Source organism: Cryobacterium sp. TMT1-62 (assembly GCF_004403145.1).
GTDB classification, from domain to species: Bacteria; Actinomycetota; Actinomycetes; order Actinomycetales; family Microbacteriaceae; genus Cryobacterium; species Cryobacterium sandaracinum.
Map to the genome: position 1 here is coordinate 96457 of NZ_SOGZ01000030.1, position 17235 is coordinate 113691.

The window sequence follows — 17235 nt, forward strand, 5'->3', positions numbered from 1 at the left end:
TGACCGGCAGGTTGGGCGTCCGCCGAGCCGGACCCGGCAGCCCCGCGGGAGCGGATGTCGGCTTGCCGCGAACCGACTAGACGATGGAGGTGCGGGAGCGGATGTCGGCTTGCCGGGAACCGACTAGACGATGAAGGTGCGGTAGTGACTGGTCGACGCCAGAAGGCCGGTGATCGCGGCGATGACGCGCTCCGGGTGGTGGATGATGTCCCGGTAGAGAACCCGCAGAGTCAGGTACCCCCGCATGGCGAGGTCGCAGTCGCGGGTGCGGTCGCGCGCGTGCGCCTCCCAGCCGTCGTGGAACTGCCGACTGTCGGCCTCGACCGCTATGCGCCCCTCGACGATCATATCGACGCGACCGACGCCCCCGATCTCGACCTGGATCTCGACGTCGAAGCCGGCTCCCGTGATCACGAGGCGGAGCACGGTCTCCTGGCCCGATTCGCTGCGACAGTCGATGAGCGGGCGCAGGGACTGCAACTCCGCGGGCAGGGCTGCGAAGATCTGGGCCACGGTCTGCTCCGCGAGCAGTCTCTTGTACAAGGCATTATCGAGTGACGCGATCGCGAATCTCGGTTCCTGGCACCGGAAAACCTGGACCAGCGCATCGGCCAGCCCGATACGGAACTCGGTGCCGCCGCAGGGGTCGAGCAGCTGACCCCAGTGGAGTTCCACACCGTCTCGGTTGTGAGCGTTGAGCTGCTGAAATCGATCGTGCGGCGCCCGCAACCGGGAAGCGGTGGGGTCGACATGGATGTGCGCGAAGGTGCTGTCCAGGGCGAAGATCCCGGTATTCGCAACCGCGGAGACGCAGGCGAGTCGCCCACCCAGCCGCACCGCTTCGAGGATGTGCGAATCCGTATCGGGAAGCGCATAGTGCCCTCGACGCGCCCTCACCAGATATCCACTCTCCACGGCCGCCCTCAGCACCCGCCAATTGGCGCCGGCGGCGTTCAGCGCCCCGGTTTCGGCGATCTGCACATTGTGGACGCGGAAGTACTCTGCCCAAGTCATGTCGACAGTGTGGACAGCGCGGGCCCCGTCTGCCGCGTCGGCTGCCCACCTGTGGCCTGCTCCGGTCAGCCTGTGCTGTGGAGGATCCGAGGTGTCGCCGCCGACCCGTGGCTAATTCAGGAGAAACGGCTGTGAAGCGAGGGACAAACTACACCAGTCCGGCATCCGTTGGCGCCGCCGGGGTAGATCTCCTGAGTTAGCCACACACCACCCACGGGAGCTGCCCTCCGGGAAGCGCCACGAAGGAACTGTCCGACGGGGCACGGATGCCGGCCGGCGCGAGGGGAAGACGGGGACGGGCACGGGCACGGGGAACTGGCCACGGGGCACGGGGAACGGGGAACGGATGCCGAAACCCGGCGGCCAGGGGCGGCCGCCGGGTCTCGGTGGGGTGCGTCGTGCGCGCGCGGGAACGCGGGGGGAAGAAGGGGGCGCGGGCTAGATCACGTCGGCGTCGACCCAGTCCAGGGACTTGGTGACGGCCTTCTTCCAGTTGCGCAGCAGACGGTCGCGCTCGGCGATGTCCAGGCTCGGCTCCCAGCGGGCGTCCTCCTGCCAGTTGGACCGCAGCTCACCGAGGTTGTTCCAGAAACCGACCGCCAGGCCGGCCGCGTAGGCGGCACCCAGGGCGGTCGTCTCCGCCACCACCGGGCGCACGACAGACACGCCGAGGATGTCGGCCTGGAACTGCATCAGCAGGTCGTTGGCCGAGGCCCCGCCGTCGACCTTGAGCTCGGTCAACGGAACACCGGCGTCGGCGTTGACCGCGTCCAGCACCTCGCGGGTCTGGTACGCGATCGCCTCGAGGGCGGCGCGGGCGATGTGGCCCTTATTCACGTAGCTGGTGAGGCCGACCAGGGCACCACGGGCATCCGCACGCCAGTACGGCGCGAACAGGCCGGAGAAGGCGGGCACGAAGTAGGCGCCGCCGTTGTCCTCGACCGACAGGGCGAGTGCCTCGATCTCCTCCGCAGAGTTGATGATGCCCAGGTTGTCCCGCAGCCACTGCACGAGCGAGCCGGTGACCGCGATCGAGCCCTCCAGGGCGTAGTGCGGTTCGGCGTCGCCGAGCTTGTAGCCGACCGTGGTGAGCAGACCGTTCTTGGAGTGGATGATTTCGGTGCCCGTATTGAAGATCAGGAAGTTACCGGTGCCATAAGTGTTCTTCGCCTCACCCTGGTCGAAGGCAGCCTGCCCGAACGTCGCGGCCTGCTGGTCACCCAGGATGCTCGCAATCGGGGTTTCGCGCAGCAGGCTGTGGCCGCTGGCGATGCCGTAGACCTCGGAGGAGGAACGGATCTCGGGCAGCATCGACTTGGGCACGTCGAACGCCGCGAGGATCTCGTCGTCCCACTGCAGGGTTTTCAGGTCCATGAACATGGTGCGGCTGGCGTTGGTGACGTCGGTTGCGTGCACACCGTCCTCGAGGCCGCCGGTCAGGTTCCAGAGAATCCAGGTGTCGGTCGTGCCGAACATGAGGTCGCCGGCCTCAGCCTTCTCTCGCGCCCCTTCGACGTTCTCGAGGATCCAGACGATTTTGGTGCCGGAGAAGTAAGTCGCCAGCGGCAGGCCGACCTGGGCCTTGAAACGATCGACACCGCCGTCGGCGGCGAGTCGGTCGACGATGGGCTGGGTGCGGGTGTCTTGCCAGACAATGGCGTTGTAGACGGGGATACCGGTGTGACGGTCCCAGACGACGGCGGTCTCGCGCTGGTTCGTGATGCCCACGGCCGCGATGTCGTGGCGGGTCAGGTTGGCCTTGGCCAGAGCCTGACCGATGACCTCACGGGTGTTGCTCCAGATCTCCAACGGGTCGTGTTCGACCCAGCCTGCCCGGGGAAAGATCTGTTCGTGTTCGAGCTGACCGGTCGAAATGATCGACCCGGCCTTGTCGAAAATGATCGCACGGGAACTGGTGGTTCCCTGGTCGATTGCGATGACGTACTGTGCCATTTTTAACTCCTTTGTCAATGCTGGGTACACGGGTATTCAGGAATGGAAAAAGAAGAAGCGAGCGGCGCCTACGCGAGGATCGGCAGGAGGAACGCGGAGGTCCAGCCGGCCAGCAGGCCACCGATGACGGGACCGACGACGGGCACCCACGAGTAGGCCCAGTCGGAGGAACGCTTGCCCTTGATCGGCAACAGGAAATGCGCGATGCGCGGGCCGAGGTCACGGGCGGGGTTGATCGCGTAGCCGGTCGGTCCACCCAGCGAGGTGCCAATCACGATCACGAGCAGGGCAACCGGAAGGGCGCCAAGGGCGGCCAGGCCGCCGCTCTCGCCCTGGCGCCCGCCGCCGAACGCGATGACGACGAAGACGAGCACGAAGGTGCCGATGATCTCGGTAATGAGGTTCCAGCCGTAGGAACGGATGGCCGGACCGGTCGCGAACACGCCGAGCTTGTTGGCCGGCTCCGGTTCCTGGTCGAAGTGCTGCTTGTAGGCGAGCCAGACGACGGTGGCACCCAGGATGGCACCAACCAACTGAGCCCCGATGTACGCCGCCACGGACACAGCGTTGACCGGAACCCCCGAGCCGAACTCGGTGGCCCCGGACGACACGAGTCCCAAGGTGACGGCGGGGTTCAGGTGAGCGCCCGAGTTATAGGAGACGATCACGCCGGCGTACACCGCGAGGCCCCAGCCGATGGTGACCATCAGGAATCCGCCGCCGAAGCCCTTGTTCTTGGTCAGGGCGACGTTGGCGACCACCCCGCAGCCCAGCAGGATCAGGAGAGCGGTTCCCACCACTTCCGAGAGGAATACGATACCGAGATTGTCCACGTTGACATCCTTTTAGGTCATTGAAATGAAGAAAGCGAAGGAAACGGATAGTAGAAAACCTAGCGACTCGAGACCGCCGATGGTCCTGACCTTTCTGCACGTTTGTGCAGATCAGCCTTCAAGTCTGCGGGTACGGAGCCGGGCCGGAGGGCAGGCTGCGGGCAGGCGACCGCAGCGCCCGCCCGCAGGGCAGTCCCGAGCAGTCCCTAGACGGCCGGCACGGCCGGCGTTTCCGCCGGGGCCAGGTGCACGCCGTACATGTCGCGCAGTGTGTTCACCGCGGTGTCGACCTCATGCGCGCTCCGGGCGGCGTCCCAGCCGAGGACCGGCGCGAGCACGCCGGCCAGCTCGGTGAGCAGCGGCAGAGTCACTTCGCCGCGGAAAGCGATGCTGGTGCGGCGCAGCAGCAGGTCCATCAGGTGCATGACCGATTCCGCCCGGGCGATGAGCTCGATTTCGCGCCGGGTGTAGCCGGGGTGCTGCATGAGCGGCGCGTCCGGTTCGGCGGTGAGCCAGGTGATCACCTCGGTGGCGCGCGTGCCGTACCGGGTCAGCAGCACATCGGCACGCTCGGCGCCGACCTTGTCGCCGTTGGCGGCAACCCAGACCCCGCGTGCGGCATCCGTCGCCGGGAAGTCTCGACCGCCACCGATGGGCAGGCCGACCGTCGAGACGGTGCGCGGCAGGCCGAGCAGGGTCAGGATGTCGCCGCTCAGGTGTTCGGCCAGGGCGCGGAAGGTCGTCCACTTGCCGCCGACCAGGCTCAGCAGGGTGCCGGGCCGGGCGCCGAGCGGGCGCGATTCGATGCGGTAGTCGCGCGAGACGAAACCGGGCGCCTCGTCGTCGTGGCGGGGCAGCGGGCGCACGCCGGCGAACCGGAACACTATCTGCGACCGGTCGACGGCCACCTTTGGGAAAACGTGGTTGACGAGTTCGAAGAAGTAGTCAACCTCGACTTCGGTGCAGCGCGCCGGCTGAGTCATGTCGTGCTCGAGGTCGGTCGTGCCGACGAGAACGCGGCCCGCGAGCGGGAAGATCAGCACGATGCGGCCGTCTTTGTGCTCGAAAAAGATCTCGCGACCGCCGGTCGCGGCGAGCAGTTCGGGGTTGTCGAGCACGACGTGCGACCCCTTGGTGCCGCCCATATAGGTGCTGGCCTGGCCGAGGGCCGTGTTCGTGAGGTCGGTCCACGGTCCGGACGTGTTGACCACGATGTCGGCCTCGAAGCTGAATTCGGCGCCGGAGACCGTGTTGCGCAGGCGCACACCCGCAGCATCCATGCCGACGGCCTCGATGTAGTTGGCGCTCCGGGCGTGGGTGCCGGCGGCCAGGCCGTCGGCCAGCACGTCGAGGGCGAGGCGCTCCGGGTCGTGCATGGAGGCGTCGTAGTAGGTGGCCGTGTACTTGAGGCCCGGGTTGATCTGCGGCAGCACTTCGAGCGACGCCTTCTTGCCGAGGAATTCATGCCGGGGCACATTGCCGCCGTCGCGGGAGAAGGAATCGTAGAGCATCATGCCGATCTTGATCAGTAGAGCTCCGCGCTCCTGGGCCGCACCCTGTTTGTGGGTGAGGAACCGCATCGGCGCCGACATCACTCCGGAAAAGGTGGAGTAGATCGGGATGGTCGTCTTGAGCGGCTTGACGTAATGGGGGGCGATCTTGAGAAGGCTGTTGCGCTCCTCCACAGACTCCTTGACCAAGCGGAATTCGCCGTTCTCGAGGTAGCGCACACCGCCGTGGATCATGTGCGAGGAGGCCGAGGATGCGCCGGAAACGTAGTCGCCCTTGTCGACGATGGCGACGTCCACGCCCTGCAGGGCCAGATCGCGGAAGGTCGCGATGCCGTTGATGCCGGCTCCGATGATGAGAACTTGAGCGCGGGGGCGGTCCTGGATGGCGGCCTGGGCGGCGGCACCACTGGACTGTGACGGTGCGGAAGATGACTGATCGGGTGTGGACAGCACTGTTCGCTCACTTCTCTGTGGGTGGAGGGGAATTGCTTCTACCCTGCTAGGTTCGACACAAACGGTCAAGAGGTTTGAACATACGTGCAAGGAGTTAAAATGGCCCATCCAGACGATCCGTCCCTGTCGGACCGAACCAGTGACGCGCTCACGGCGGCCCACCTGTATTACATGCAGGACCTGACCATGGAGGCCATCGCGCGGGAACTGCACACCTCCCGCTCCTCGGTGTCCCGTCTGCTCAGCCAGGCCAGAACCAGCGGGTTGGTCGACATCCAGATCCGGTCCCCGCTCGACGCGACGAGCCGGGTGGAGAAGCTCATCCTGAACCGCTTCCAGGTCACCGCGCACGTCGTGCCGGTGCCCGACCACGCCAGCGACGTCGATCGGTTGGAGCGCGTGGCCCTCTCGGTTGCACGGATTCTCGGCGAGTTCTTCGACTCGAACATGATTATGGGCATCGCCTGGGGCTCCACGATGAATGCGGTCAGCCGCCACGTGACCCCTAAACGCACTCACAACGCACAGATCGTGCAGCTGAACGGCGCCGGCAACACACGCAGCACCGGCCTCGACTACGCCAACGAGATCCTGCAGCGGTTCAGCAACGCGTTCGGCGCCCGCCTGGAACAGTTCCCGGTTCCCACCTTCTTCGACGACCCGGCCACACGCACGGCGTACTGGCGGGAGCGCGGCTTGCGCCGGCTGTTGGAAATGCAGAGGAACATGGACGTCGCGCTCTTCAGCGTGGGTTCGCCCTTCTCCAACGTCCCCAGCCACGTCTACGTCGGAGGCTACCTGGACGACGACGAGCTCACCGCTCTTAGCGACGCCGGGGTCGTCGGCGACGTCGCGACAGTCTTCTACCGCGCGGACGGCTCGACCGATGGCATCCCGCTCAATGATCGCGGCACCGGCCCGGAACTGTCGGTGCTGCGCCGCACCCCCCGGCGCATCTGCGTCGTCTCGGGCCAGTCCAAGGTGGACAGTCTCCGCGGCGCGCTGGCCGCGAACCTGATCACCGACCTGTTCATCGACGAGAGCAGCGCCCGGGCACTGTGCGAGTGAGCAGACGGAGGCCCGCCGGCGGCCACTGAAGGTTCGTGGCGACCGGCGGGCCGACGGATCAATGCTTCTGCACGTACTTGACGGGAGCGGGCAGGCCGCGCGCCGCGCGCACGGACCGCGAGAGCCCCTCGATCGACTTGAGGGCGTCGAGAACGTCGTCTGCAGTGACCACGAACGGCATGTTGTGAATCGTCTCACCCGGCAGGGTTGACGCCGTGGCGATGGCCCTCAGCTCCTTCTCGTCGTCCAGGCTGAGACCGATCTCGGTCAGCGTGGTGGGCAATCCGACGAGAGTGGTGAACTCGATGAAGTCTTCCACCTCGGTCCGTGGCGCGCCCTCGAGGACCAGCTGGGTCAGCGAGCCGATGTTCACCTTCTGACCGTGGGTGAGACCGTGGGTCTGCGGGGCCGCGGTCAGGCCGTTGTGGATGGCGTGGGCGGCGGCCAGACCGCCCGACTCGAAACCGAGTCCGGACAGAAGCGTGTTCGCCTCCACCAGCTTCTCGAGAGCAGGTGTGACCAGGTTGTCACGCACGGCATCGAGGGCCGGAAGGGCGTTCTCCCAGATGACGTCCCACGACAACTTGGCCAGCGCGGTGCCGGTCTGGGTCGGCAGCCCCCCGGCCATCGTGGTCGCATGGGCAGCCGCCGTGGCCCGGGCTTCGAGCCAGGTCGCCAGCGCGTCGCCGACTCCGGCGATGAGGAACTCGACCGGCGCGTTGGCCACGATCTGGGTGTCGATCAGCACGAGGTCGGGGTTGCGCGGGAAGAAACGGTATTCGACAAACTCGCCCTCCTCCGTGTAGATCACCGAGAGCGCGGAGGTGGGAGCGTCGGTCGACGCCACGGTGGGCACGCTGACCCAACGAATTCCAGCCAGGAAGCCGGCGGCCTTAGCCGAGTCGATCGTGCTTCCGCCGCCCAAGCCGATGATCACGTCGGCCGTGGTTACGCGGATCTTCTCGACCAGCGCGTCGACCGCGGACGCAGTCGCAAAGCGGTCGAATTCGACCCGTTCGACGCGGAGGCCGGCAGCAGCGAAGCTCGCCGAGACCTGCTGCCCTGCGAAACCCCACACGACGTCATCAGCGACGATCAGGGGGGCGGAGCCGATCTGGGATACGAATTCGCCGAGGCGATCGATCGCTCCCTTGCCTTGGACGTAACGTCCGGGGCTCATGACTGTGCGGATTGAAGTGGTCATCGTGGAACTTCTTCCTGGTCGAACTGCGTCTACATCTTTGTGGGACGGTGGCGGTGAACCGGTCTTCCGGGGCACAGATTTCACATTACGCCCGCCGATTCGACCGACATCGGCTGCCCTGCAGCGGGCGACCGTGCGAGCGCACCCTCCGAGCGGTTTCCGGCACATCCGCCCAGTCTGATGTCACGGCTCAGAGATCGGATCTGACGCACAAACACGCGCTCTTGGCCAATTTTTTGAATGCTATTCAGGATTTACAGGAAATACGTCGCTGTTTCTGAAAGCCAGCGTTGCACATTTGTGCAGATCGGACGCCCGGGAGGGGCCGACACCGGCAGCTACGCCCGTGTCGGCTCCAGCAGGAGCGCGGCGGCGGATCGCGCCGCGCCGGCGCTGCCGGCGGCGACCGCGGCGAGTGCGGCATCCCGGCACTGGTCCGCCGTCACGCCGCGTAGGAACTCGGCCACGCCGCCCAGGGCTCGCGGGGACATCGACAGGCTGGTCGCCCCGAGCCCCACCAGGATGGCGGCAAGCATCGGATCTGCCGCGGCCTCACCGCAGACCCCGACCGGCTTGCCGGCCGCCAGACCGGCCTGGCAGGCCTCCCGGATCATCCGCAAGACCGCCGGCTGCCAGGGGTCGTTGAGCAGGGCGAGCTCCCCCATCAGCCGATCGGCCGCCATGGTGTACTGGGCGAGGTCGTTGGTCCCCAGACTCGCGAAGTCCACCCGTTCGAGGATGGGGCCAGCCGTGATAGCGGCGGCGGGAGTCTCGATCATCACGCCCACGTTGTGCAGGCCGTGCGCGGCACAGCGGGCCGCGAAGTCCACGGACTCGTCGACGGTCGCGATCATCGGCGCCATGACGCCGACGTCGGCGTCTTCCGCGGCGGCCGCCGCTGCGATGGCCTGCAGCTGGGTGTCCAGCAGTTCCGGCCGCTGCCACGCTGTGCGATACCCCCGGATGCCCAGGGCAGGGTTGACTTCGTCGGCCGCCGTGACGAAGGCCAGCGGCTTGTCGGCTCCCGCATCCAGCGTTCGGATAGTGACCTTCTTCCCGGGGAATCCGGCGAACACCTGCCGGTACGCGGCGACCTGTTCGTCGAGTCCCGGAGCCTCGGCGTGGTCGAGGAAGCAGAATTCGGTGCGGAAGAGGCCGACACCCTCGGCGTTCGCCTCGATCGCGGCGGCAACGCTGTCAGGCGAAGCCACGTTCGCGAGGAGCTGCACGCGGTGCCCGTCCCTGGTCCTTCCCGTACCGTCGAAGGTGATCACCCGGCGGATCTGTTCCTCGGCTCGCAACACTTGGTCGTCGGTGGGGTCCACGACGATCTCACCGGTCGTGCCGTCAACGATCACCATGCTTCCCTCGGGCAGGTCCATCGCATCGCGGGCCGCCACCACGGCAGGCAAGCCAAGCGCCCGCGCGAGAATGGCCGTATGGGAGGTGGGCCCGCCCTCGACGGTGACGATCGCCCGACACACCATGGGGTCGATCAGCGCCGTGTCGGCGGGGGCCAGGTCCCGGGCCACGAGCACATACGGCTCCACACGATCCGGCAGGCCCGGTGCCGGTCGGCCGAGCAACTCGGACACGATGCGGTTGCGCACGTCGTGCAGGTCCGAGACACGTTCGGCGAGGAGCCCACCCTGCTCCTTAAAAACCGCTGTGACCTCGCTCACAGCCGCCCAGACGGCACGCTCCGGAGTGTGGCCCTGCCCGGTCACTCGGGAAACGGCAGCATCGATCAGCCCGGGATCCGCCGCCATCAGCGCCGTTGCCTCCAGGATCCCACGCGCCGCTCCCGACACCCGGGCCGCCTTGTCCCGCAGGGCCAGGGCTACGGATGCCGCGGCGGCCACGATCCTCTCCGCGGCCGCCGCCCGCTCGCGCAGGGGGAGTGCGACTGCCGGCCCCGGCTCGTTCACCGGTTCCTGCATCCGCACGATCGGACCGACGGCGAAGCCGGGGCTCACGCCCAGAGGCCCGCTCGACGGCGCCCCGCCCTGCGGCCGGGCCTGCGGCCGGGACGCGGAACGCGCCGGCCTGGGCGCGGGAGCGTGGGCGGCCGCGAGCTCGCCGAAGCCCTTCCCGACCAGTTCACTCACGGCCTCGAGCGCCTCCACAGCCTGCCGCCCGGCCGCCGCGACGGAGATCGTGTCGCCCTTCCGGGCGCCGACGGTCAACAGGGCAGTCGGGCTGTTAGCCGGCACCGGGGTTCGGCCGGTGCGGAGGTTGGCGACCGTCACCGTCGCCTCAAAGGCGCTGATGGCGGTGACGAGCATCGAGACCGGTCTCGCGTGCAGGCCGTCGGGGTTCAGCAACGTCACCTCGATCGTGTGTTCCGCCGCCGGGCCGGAGTCGACCGGCAGGCCGGCCGGGTCCTCGTCGCCCAGGTGACTCTGCTTGGCACGAAGAGCACCTCGGGCCTCACGTTCCACTTCGTCAAGGGTGGCGCCACCCGCCGCGCGCACCACTGCCGCCATCAGGCCCTCTACGAAGGGACCGCTGCTGAGCCGGACGGGCAGGTCGGGGTCGTCCGAGAACTCCAGCGCCATTTCCGCGCTCATCACAGCCGATCCCAGATCCATCATCACGAGCACGCCCTCGGGAGAGGAAACCTCGGCGATGGCCTCGGCGACTTTGGACGCGTCCGTTCCGATCACCCCTGCGCCGGCACCGGCTGCGATCGCGATGGCCGGGCCGTTGACCCCGACCATTTCCACTGCGAGGTCCACTGCTGCCTGCGCGAGCCGGGGGCTGTGCGATACCACTACGATTCCGATCACGATCTACTCCTTGTCGAGGATCTCGGCCAGAGCCTGGAAAAGCAGCGACGTCGACGCGGCTCCCGGGTCGATGTGGCCGATGCTGCGTTCCCCCAGGTAACTGGCCCTGCCCTTGCGGGCGATCAGGGGTGCGGTGGCATCCCGCCCCGCTTGTGCAGCGGAGTAGGCAGCACGGGCCGCCGAGGAGATATCGGAGAAAACGACGAGGTCGGCGTCGAACGCGTCGAGCGCGGGAGCGAGGACGTCGAACATGGTCTTATCCCCGGCCTCGGCCTTGCCGCGGGCAACGACGCCGCCCAGCCCTGCACGAAGCGCGGCCGCCAGGCCGGGCGCGTCCAGGGTGCTGACCGGTCCTGCCGAGGTACCGATCCGCAGGAAGAAGGTGCCGTACAGGGGGCCGCTGGCACCACCCACGGACGTCACCAGGGTCATGCCCACGCCCTTGAACAGTTCGTCGACGGCCACGACCGGTGAGGCCTGGATTTTCTCGAGGACCGCATCCATGCCGCGGGTCATGTTCGAGCCGTGGTCCGCGTCGCCGATGGCCGAATCCAGTTCGGTGAGGTAGGAGACCTGCTCGGTCACCAAGTCGCGAAAACGGGTGAGCCAGCCGGTGAGCTGGTCAAGGCTGATCGTGTCATTCGTCATGGTGCTAGATTCCCCAGCGCAGCCCGGCGGTGTTCACCGGCGCATCCCACAGATGAAGCAGGTCCTCGTCGGCCTTGAGGATCGTGACGGAGCAGCCCGCCATGTCCAGCGCGGTGATGTAGTTGCCCACGAGGGAGCGGGCAACCGTGATGCCGGCGGCGTCGAGGATCTTCCTGACTTCGGCATACATGACATAGAGCTCGATCAACGGGGTTCCGCCCAGCCCATTCACCATCACGATCGTCGGGGCGCCGGTGAAGTCCAGGTCGGCGAGGATCGGCTCGACGAGCAGACGGGCAACCTCGGCGGCCCCGGCCAGCGGCACCCGGCGGCGGCCCGGCTCCCCGTGAATGCCCACGCCGATCTCCATCTCGCCTTCGGCAAGTTCGAAGGTCGGTTTTCCGGCCGCGGGAACCGTGCAGCTGCTGAGGGCCACGCCCATGGAACGGCCGGACTCATTGACCTGGCGGGCCACCGCGGTGACGGCCGCGAGGTCGCGGCCTTCCTCGGCTGCCGCACCCGCGATCTTCTCGAGCAGGACAGTGGTTCCGACGCCCCGGCGGCCTGCGGTGAAGGTGGAATCCTCGACCGCGACGTCGTCGTTGACGACCACGACGGCAACCTCGATCCCGGTCTCAGCCGCGGCCAGTTCCGCGCCCATTTCGAAGTTCATCACGTCGCCCGTGTAGTTCTTGACGATGTGCAGCACGCCCGCTCCGCTGTCCACGACTTTCGTGGCCTCGAGCATCTGGTCGGGTGTCGGCGAGGTGAAGACCGCCCCGGCGCAGGCCGCGTCAAGCATTCCCACACCGACGAAACCGCCGTGGAGCGGCTCATGGCCGGTTCCCCCACCAGAGAGCAGGGCGACTTTGCCTGCTCTGGTCGGGTCTGTCCGGTAGATGATGCGGTTGACGTGGTCGACGCGAAGTTCCGGGTGTGCGGCCGCCACGCCGATGAGGGAATCGGCGAGAACCGTCTCCGGGGAATTGATTAGTTTCTTCATGTTGAGACCTCCAGGATTATCTTCATGTTTGCTCTCCGTTGAACTTTTCGAGCTGGATCCGCGAGACACTTTCCCTCGCGACTCAAAGAAATACAGAACGCAATTCGATAATGTCGAATATCCTCCAGAGAGTGGCCCAATGTCAACACGTCGCATGAAGACGCGTTGGTGACGCGGCATACTTAAGGAATCAACCGGAGGTGCAGCTGTGATTCAAGCCATCGATCGTGCGGCAAAAGTGCTGTCGACGTTGCAGGGCGCACGCCACCTCGGCATAACCGAACTCGCCACCGAACTCTGGTTGCCGGTCTCGACCGTGCACGGCATCGTCAAATCGCTGCAGGGCCACGGTCTTGTCGCGCAGGAGCCTGGCGGCACCCGGTACATGCTCGGCCCGGCCCTGCTCAAACTCTCGAATGTCTACCTCGACACGCTCGACGTGCGCGCGCGGGCCATGCGCTGGACCCTCGAACTCGCGCGCAGAACCGGACTGTCCACACGTCTGGGGGTGCAATTGTTCGACGAGGTCATCATCATTCACCACAACCAGCGGCCTGACGGCAGCCAGCAGATGCCCGAAACGGGCCTGTCCATCCCGGCCCACGCCTCGGCAATGGGCAAAGTCCTCCTCGCATACAGTCCGGAATACGCCTCCGGACTGCTGGGGAGGCCCCTGCGCAGTCTCACCGGCGCCACGATCACCGACCCGGCTCAGCTGGCCATCCAATTCGTGTCGATCGTGAGCGACGGCATCGCCACCGAAGAGGACGAGGCCGTGCTGGGCGAGTCGTCGATCGCGGCGCCCGTGGTCGACACCCGCGGCAATGTCATAGCCGCGGTCGCCGTTGTCGTACCGTCGAGCGAGTGGCCTCCCGACTCCAGCGTGCTGAACGGATTGCGTGAGACGGCCCGGAACATCTCCCGGGAACTCGGCGCCAGCACCTGGCCGCCGCGGGCCCTGTAACCGGCCGTCGCCGCGCATCCGCAGTCGTGAGCGCCCATCGCAGGCCGCACTCTCGAACGGGAATTTTTCTATGGCCGACGCGTTGGGATATAACTAGTAGTAGTTATATGAAACGTGCTCCGGGGTCGGTGTAAGTCCGAACCGGCGGTGAAAGTCCGCGACCCGTGCCGCTCCCAAAGCGGAACGGTTGAGCTGGTGAAATTCCAGCACCGACGGTTAAAGTCCGGATGAGAGGCGCACGAGTCGATGGACCATTCCGGTCGGTCGGCGGGTTTCGCAACCCACATGGTGTTCGCCGCACCGAAAACCCGGAGTTCGTTGCACCAACGGACAGGACGGGAATGACGGACCAAGCGGCGCTCGAGGCCACCATGCGGCGTGCGCTCGCGCTGGCCGCGAATGGGCCGGCCACAGGCCCGAACCCCCGCGTCGGCTGTGTTCTCCTCGACGATTCCGGGCAGGTCCTGGCCGAAGGCTGGCATCTCGGCGCCGGAACCCCCCACGCCGAGGTTGTCGCCCTGAGCCGGCTCGCCGCCGGCGCCGCCCGCGGTGCCACCGCCGTCGTCACCCTCGAACCCTGCAACCACACCGGCCGCACCGGCCCCTGCTCGCTCGCCCTGATCGACGCCGGCGTCCGCCGGGTCGTCTACGCCGTCGCCGACCCCGGCGTCGGCTCCTCGGGCGGGGCCGACCGGCTCCACGGCGCCGGAATCGACGTCACCGGCGGGCTGCTCGCCGACGAGGTCGAACCATTCCTCGCCGACTGGCTCGTCGCCGCCCGTCTCGGGCGCCCGTTCGTGACGCTCAAGTGGGCGTCGAGCCTCGACGGGCGCGCGGCGGCCGACGACGGGACCAGCCGCTGGATCACCGGACCGTTGGCCCGGCAGGACGTGCACCGGCGGCGCGCGGCAGCCGGCGCCATCCTCGTCGGCACCGGCACCGCGCTCGCCGACGACCCTGCCCTGACCGCCCGCGACGCCGCTGGAAAGCTTCTGCCCACGCAGCCGGTGCCGGTCGTGATCGGCACCCGCGGCATCCCCAACGACGCCGCCCTCCGCGCCCACCCGCATCCGCCCCTCTTCTTCGCCACCGACGATCTGCTGGCCGTGCTGCACGACCTGCACCGGCGCGGCATCCGTCACGCCTTCATCGAGGGTGGGCCCACTCTCGCCAGTGCGTTCGTCGCGGCCGGGCTGGTCGACGAGTACCTCGTGTACCTCGCGCCCACGCTGCTCGGCGGCGCCCGGCTCGCCCTGGGCGACATCGGGGTGGCCGGCATCACCGACCAGCGCCGCCTGGCCATCGACCATTACGACCGACTCGGCGACGACCTCCTCGTCGTCGCCCGGCCGAGATAGGACAATCATGTTCACCGGAATCATCGAGGAACTCGGCCAGGTCGAGAAGGTGGAGCGATCCACGGATGCCGCCCGCCTCACCATCCGCGGCCCTAGAGTCGTAGCCGACGCCGGCCACGGCGACTCGATCGCGGTCAACGGCGTCTGCCTCACCGTGGTGGAGCGGACCGGCGACACCTTCACCGCCGACGTGATGGCCCAGACCCTCCTCATGTCCACCCTCGATGCCGCCCGCGCCGGCAGCCCGGTCAACCTCGAGCGCGCCGCCCTCGTCGGCGACCGCCTGGGCGGCCACATCGTGCAGGGCCACATCGACGGCACCAGCACCCTGCTGGCCGTCATCCCCGGTGAGGCCTGGCGGGTGCTGCGGTTCAGCCTCTCCGCCGAACTCGCCCCGCTCGTGGTGGGCAAGGGCTCCATCGCCGTGGACGGCGTCTCGCTGACCGTCAGCAACATCAGCCCGGCGAGCGAACCGGACCAGTGGTTCGAAGTCTCGCTCATCCCCGAAACCCTCACCGTTACGACGCTGGGACAGCGCGCGATCGGCGATCACGTCAACATCGAAACCGACATCCTGGCCCGCCACGTGGAGCGCATGCTCGCCCTGGCGGACGCCGGATCGAAAAGGAGCCACTCATGAGCCTCGCCGACATTCCTACCGCGCTGGATGCCCTCCGGCTCGGGAAACCGGTCATCGTCGCCGACGACGAGGGCCGTGAGAATGAGGGCGATGTGATCATCTCCGCCCAGATGGCCACGCAGGAGTGGATCGCCTGGACCGTGCGGTACTCCTCCGGCTTCATCTGCGCGCCGATGACCAACGACCTAGCCGACAAGCTCGATCTGCCGGTGATGGTGCCGAACAATGAGGACCCCCGCGGCACGAACTACACGGTGTCGGTCGACGCGGCCGACCGGCTCAGCACCGGGATCAGCGCGGCCGACCGCGCGCACACCCTGCGCGTGCTGGCCGATCCGGCCTCGACGCCGTCCAGCCTGCACCGGCCCGGCCACATCATGCCGCTGCGTGCGAGGGATGGCGGTGTGCGCGAGCGGGACGGCCACACGGAGGCGGCCGTCGACCTGATGAAACTGGCCGGCCTCGTACCGGTCGCCGGAATTTGCGAGATCGTCGCCGAAGACGGCGAGATGATGCGCCTGCCCGGGCTCCTCGCCCTCGGCGAGCGCGAGGGCGTGCTGGTGATCACCATCAAGGACCTGATCGCCTACCTGCAGGAGTTCCACACCGACACCGAGCTGCCCACAGTCAGCCCGATCCTCGAATCGCCGCGGGTGGACTTCGAGGTGGAGACCACGGTGCCCACCCGGCACGGCTACTTCCAGGTGCGCGCCTACCGGGACCGGATGACCGGCGCCGACCACGTGGCCATCGTCTCCGGCACCCCCGCCGACGGCGCGATCGTGCGGGTGCACTCCGAGTGCCTCACCGGTGAGGCGTTCGGCTCGCTCAAATGCGAGTGCGGGCCTCAACTGGATGCCGCCCTGGAGACCATTCAGGAGCTCGGCGGCGTCGTCGTCTACCTGCGCGGCCAGGAGGGCCGCGGCATCGGGCTGATCAACAAGCTGCGCGCCTACAAGCTGCAGGAGGACGGCCTGGACACCTTCGACGCCAACGTGGCGCTGGGCCTTCCCGCCGACTCCCGAGACTACGGCGCCGCCACGGCCATCCTGCACGACCTGGGCCTGTCCGCCGTGCGGCTGCTGACCAACAACCCGGAGAAGGTGCGCCAGCTCGAGGCGCACGGCATCACCGTGACCGAGCGAGTGCCGCTCGTCGTCGGCGTCGGCACGCACAATCAGGACTACCTGGCCGTCAAGCGCGACCGGATGGGCCACCACATCACAGAAGCAGACATGCTGAAAGGAATCGCACTATGAGCGGAGCAGGCTCCCCGGAGATCGAGATCGACGGAACCGGGCTGGACATCGTGATCGTCGCCGGACGCTGGCATGACGTGATCACCGACGGGCTGATCGCCGGTGCGACCCGGGTGCTCGAGGCATCCGGTGCCCGCTACTCGCTCGTGCGGGTTCCCGGCAGCTTCGAGCTGCCGGTTGCATGCAAGGTGGCCCTCGACAACGGCGCCGACGCGGTTGTCGCGCTCGGCGTGATCATTCGTGGCGGCACCCCGCACTTCGAGTACGTGTCGTCGGCGGCAACGGATGGCCTCACCCGGGTGGCGCTGGACACCGGCAAGCCGGTGGGTTTCGGCGTGCTCACCCTCGACGACGAGCAGCAGGGCCTGGACCGGGCGGGCCTGCCCGGCTCGAAGGAGGACAAGGGCGAGGAGGCGGCCGCGGCGGCCATCGCGACCGCTCAGCTGCTGCAGAAGCTGCGCGAGTAAGACACGACCATAATGCGGCGGCATCCGTATCGTTTCCGGAGCGTGGGCCGAGGATTAGCGGAGCCGAGACT

Annotated in this window: 14 protein-coding genes and 1 riboswitch; of the genes, 6 read left to right on the plus strand and 8 right to left on the minus strand. The window is 67.5% G+C overall.

What is annotated here, in order from left to right; translation table 11 throughout:
• Positions 1-123: 123 nt before the first annotated feature.
• From E3T34_RS08020 to E3T34_RS08035, 4 genes are all read right to left on the minus strand, one after another.
• Positions 124-1014: an endonuclease domain-containing protein gene (locus E3T34_RS08020; protein ID WP_134342674.1), complete on the minus strand. Its 891-nt coding sequence runs from the start codon at positions 1012-1014 to the stop codon at positions 124-126.
• A 438-nt stretch (positions 1015-1452) separates the two neighbouring features.
• Complete coding sequence (gene glpK / locus E3T34_RS08025) at positions 1453-2967, minus strand: glycerol kinase GlpK (RefSeq protein ID WP_104100354.1); 1515 nt, start codon at positions 2965-2967, stop codon at positions 1453-1455.
• Between the two features lie 68 nt (positions 2968-3035).
• Complete coding sequence (locus tag E3T34_RS08030; RefSeq protein ID WP_104100355.1) at positions 3036-3800, minus strand: MIP/aquaporin family protein; 765 nt, start codon at positions 3798-3800, stop codon at positions 3036-3038.
• A 206-nt stretch (positions 3801-4006) separates the two neighbouring features.
• On the minus strand, positions 4007-5695 hold the full coding sequence (locus E3T34_RS08035) for a glycerol-3-phosphate dehydrogenase/oxidase (protein ID WP_241977369.1): 1689 nt from the start codon (positions 5693-5695) through the stop codon (positions 4007-4009).
• Positions 5696-5863: 168 nt separating this feature from the next.
• On the opposite strand from E3T34_RS08035, the gene E3T34_RS08040 reads away from it, so the two are divergent.
• Positions 5864-6832 carry a sugar-binding transcriptional regulator gene (locus tag E3T34_RS08040; protein WP_104100381.1) on the plus strand — a complete coding sequence of 323 codons (969 nt, stop codon included), beginning with the start codon at positions 5864-5866 and terminating at the stop codon, positions 6830-6832.
• A gap of 58 nt (positions 6833-6890) precedes the next feature.
• Here E3T34_RS08040 and E3T34_RS08045 read toward each other — a convergent pair whose 3' ends face one another.
• From E3T34_RS08045 to dhaK, 4 genes are all read right to left on the minus strand, one after another.
• Positions 6891-8036: a glycerol dehydrogenase gene (locus E3T34_RS08045; RefSeq protein ID WP_104100357.1), complete on the minus strand. Its 1146-nt coding sequence runs from the start codon at positions 8034-8036 to the stop codon at positions 6891-6893.
• A gap of 338 nt (positions 8037-8374) precedes the next feature.
• On the minus strand, positions 8375-10825 hold the full coding sequence (gene ptsP / locus E3T34_RS08050) for a phosphoenolpyruvate--protein phosphotransferase (protein WP_134342676.1): 2451 nt from the start codon (positions 10823-10825) through the stop codon (positions 8375-8377).
• Positions 10826-10828: 3 nt separating this feature from the next.
• Positions 10829-11473 (minus strand): dihydroxyacetone kinase subunit DhaL, encoded by a 645-nt coding sequence (gene dhaL / locus E3T34_RS08055; protein ID WP_104100359.1) that lies wholly within the window; start codon positions 11471-11473, stop codon positions 10829-10831.
• A gap of 4 nt (positions 11474-11477) precedes the next feature.
• Positions 11478-12476 carry a dihydroxyacetone kinase subunit DhaK gene (dhaK, locus tag E3T34_RS08060; protein WP_134342677.1) on the minus strand — a complete coding sequence of 333 codons (999 nt, stop codon included), beginning with the start codon at positions 12474-12476 and terminating at the stop codon, positions 11478-11480.
• A gap of 208 nt (positions 12477-12684) precedes the next feature.
• Between dhaK and E3T34_RS08065 the strand changes: the two genes are divergently transcribed.
• The 5 genes from E3T34_RS08065 to ribH all read left to right on the plus strand — a co-directional run bounded on the left by E3T34_RS08065 (position 12685) and on the right by ribH (position 17164).
• Positions 12685-13440, plus strand: coding sequence for an IclR family transcriptional regulator (locus E3T34_RS08065; RefSeq protein ID WP_134342678.1), 756 nt, complete (start codon positions 12685-12687; stop codon positions 13438-13440).
• A gap of 111 nt (positions 13441-13551) precedes the next feature.
• A riboswitch (FMN riboswitch) is annotated at positions 13552-13683 on the plus strand.
• A gap of 98 nt (positions 13684-13781) precedes the next feature.
• Entirely contained in the window at positions 13782-14798 is a 1017-nt protein-coding gene (gene ribD / locus E3T34_RS08070; protein WP_134342679.1) for a bifunctional diaminohydroxyphosphoribosylaminopyrimidine deaminase/5-amino-6-(5-phosphoribosylamino)uracil reductase RibD, read from the plus strand.
• Between the two features lie 7 nt (positions 14799-14805).
• The gene (locus E3T34_RS08075; protein ID WP_134342680.1) at positions 14806-15438 is read left to right on the plus strand and encodes a riboflavin synthase; all 633 of its coding nucleotides are present in this window, start codon (positions 14806-14808) and stop codon (positions 15436-15438) included.
• Positions 15435-16697, plus strand: a complete 1263-nt coding sequence (gene ribB, locus E3T34_RS08080) for a 3,4-dihydroxy-2-butanone-4-phosphate synthase (protein WP_104100364.1) — start codon at positions 15435-15437, stop codon at positions 16695-16697. The genes E3T34_RS08075 and ribB overlap by 4 nt, the downstream gene beginning before the upstream one ends.
• Positions 16694-17164 carry a 6,7-dimethyl-8-ribityllumazine synthase gene (gene ribH / locus E3T34_RS08085; protein WP_104100365.1) on the plus strand — a complete coding sequence of 157 codons (471 nt, stop codon included), beginning with the start codon at positions 16694-16696 and terminating at the stop codon, positions 17162-17164. Before ribB ends, ribH begins: the two co-directional genes overlap by 4 nt.
• Positions 17165-17235 lie beyond the last annotated feature (71 nt).

Excerpts from the sequence above, each read along its gene's own strand:
- E3T34_RS08020 (WP_134342674.1), bottom strand. The coding sequence starts at position 1,014 with ATGACTTGGGCAGAGTACTTCCGCGTCCACAATGTGCAGATCGCCGAA.
- E3T34_RS08040 (WP_104100381.1), top strand. The coding sequence starts at position 5,864 with ATGGCCCATCCAGACGATCCGTCCCTGTCGGACCGAACCAGTGACGCG.
- E3T34_RS08075 (WP_134342680.1), top strand. The coding sequence starts at position 14,806 with ATGTTCACCGGAATCATCGAGGAACTCGGCCAGGTCGAGAAGGTGGAG.
- dhaL (WP_104100359.1), bottom strand. The coding sequence starts at position 11,473 with ATGACGAATGACACGATCAGCCTTGACCAGCTCACCGGCTGGCTCACC.
- glpK (WP_104100354.1), bottom strand. The coding sequence starts at position 2,967 with ATGGCACAGTACGTCATCGCAATCGACCAGGGAACCACCAGTTCCCGT.
- E3T34_RS08045 (WP_104100357.1), bottom strand. The coding sequence starts at position 8,036 with ATGACCACTTCAATCCGCACAGTCATGAGCCCCGGACGTTACGTCCAA.
- ribD (WP_134342679.1), top strand. The coding sequence starts at position 13,782 with ATGACGGACCAAGCGGCGCTCGAGGCCACCATGCGGCGTGCGCTCGCG.
- ribB (WP_104100364.1), top strand. The coding sequence starts at position 15,435 with ATGAGCCTCGCCGACATTCCTACCGCGCTGGATGCCCTCCGGCTCGGG.
- ribH (WP_104100365.1), top strand. The coding sequence starts at position 16,694 with ATGAGCGGAGCAGGCTCCCCGGAGATCGAGATCGACGGAACCGGGCTG.
- dhaK (WP_134342677.1), bottom strand. The coding sequence starts at position 12,476 with ATGAAGAAACTAATCAATTCCCCGGAGACGGTTCTCGCCGATTCCCTC.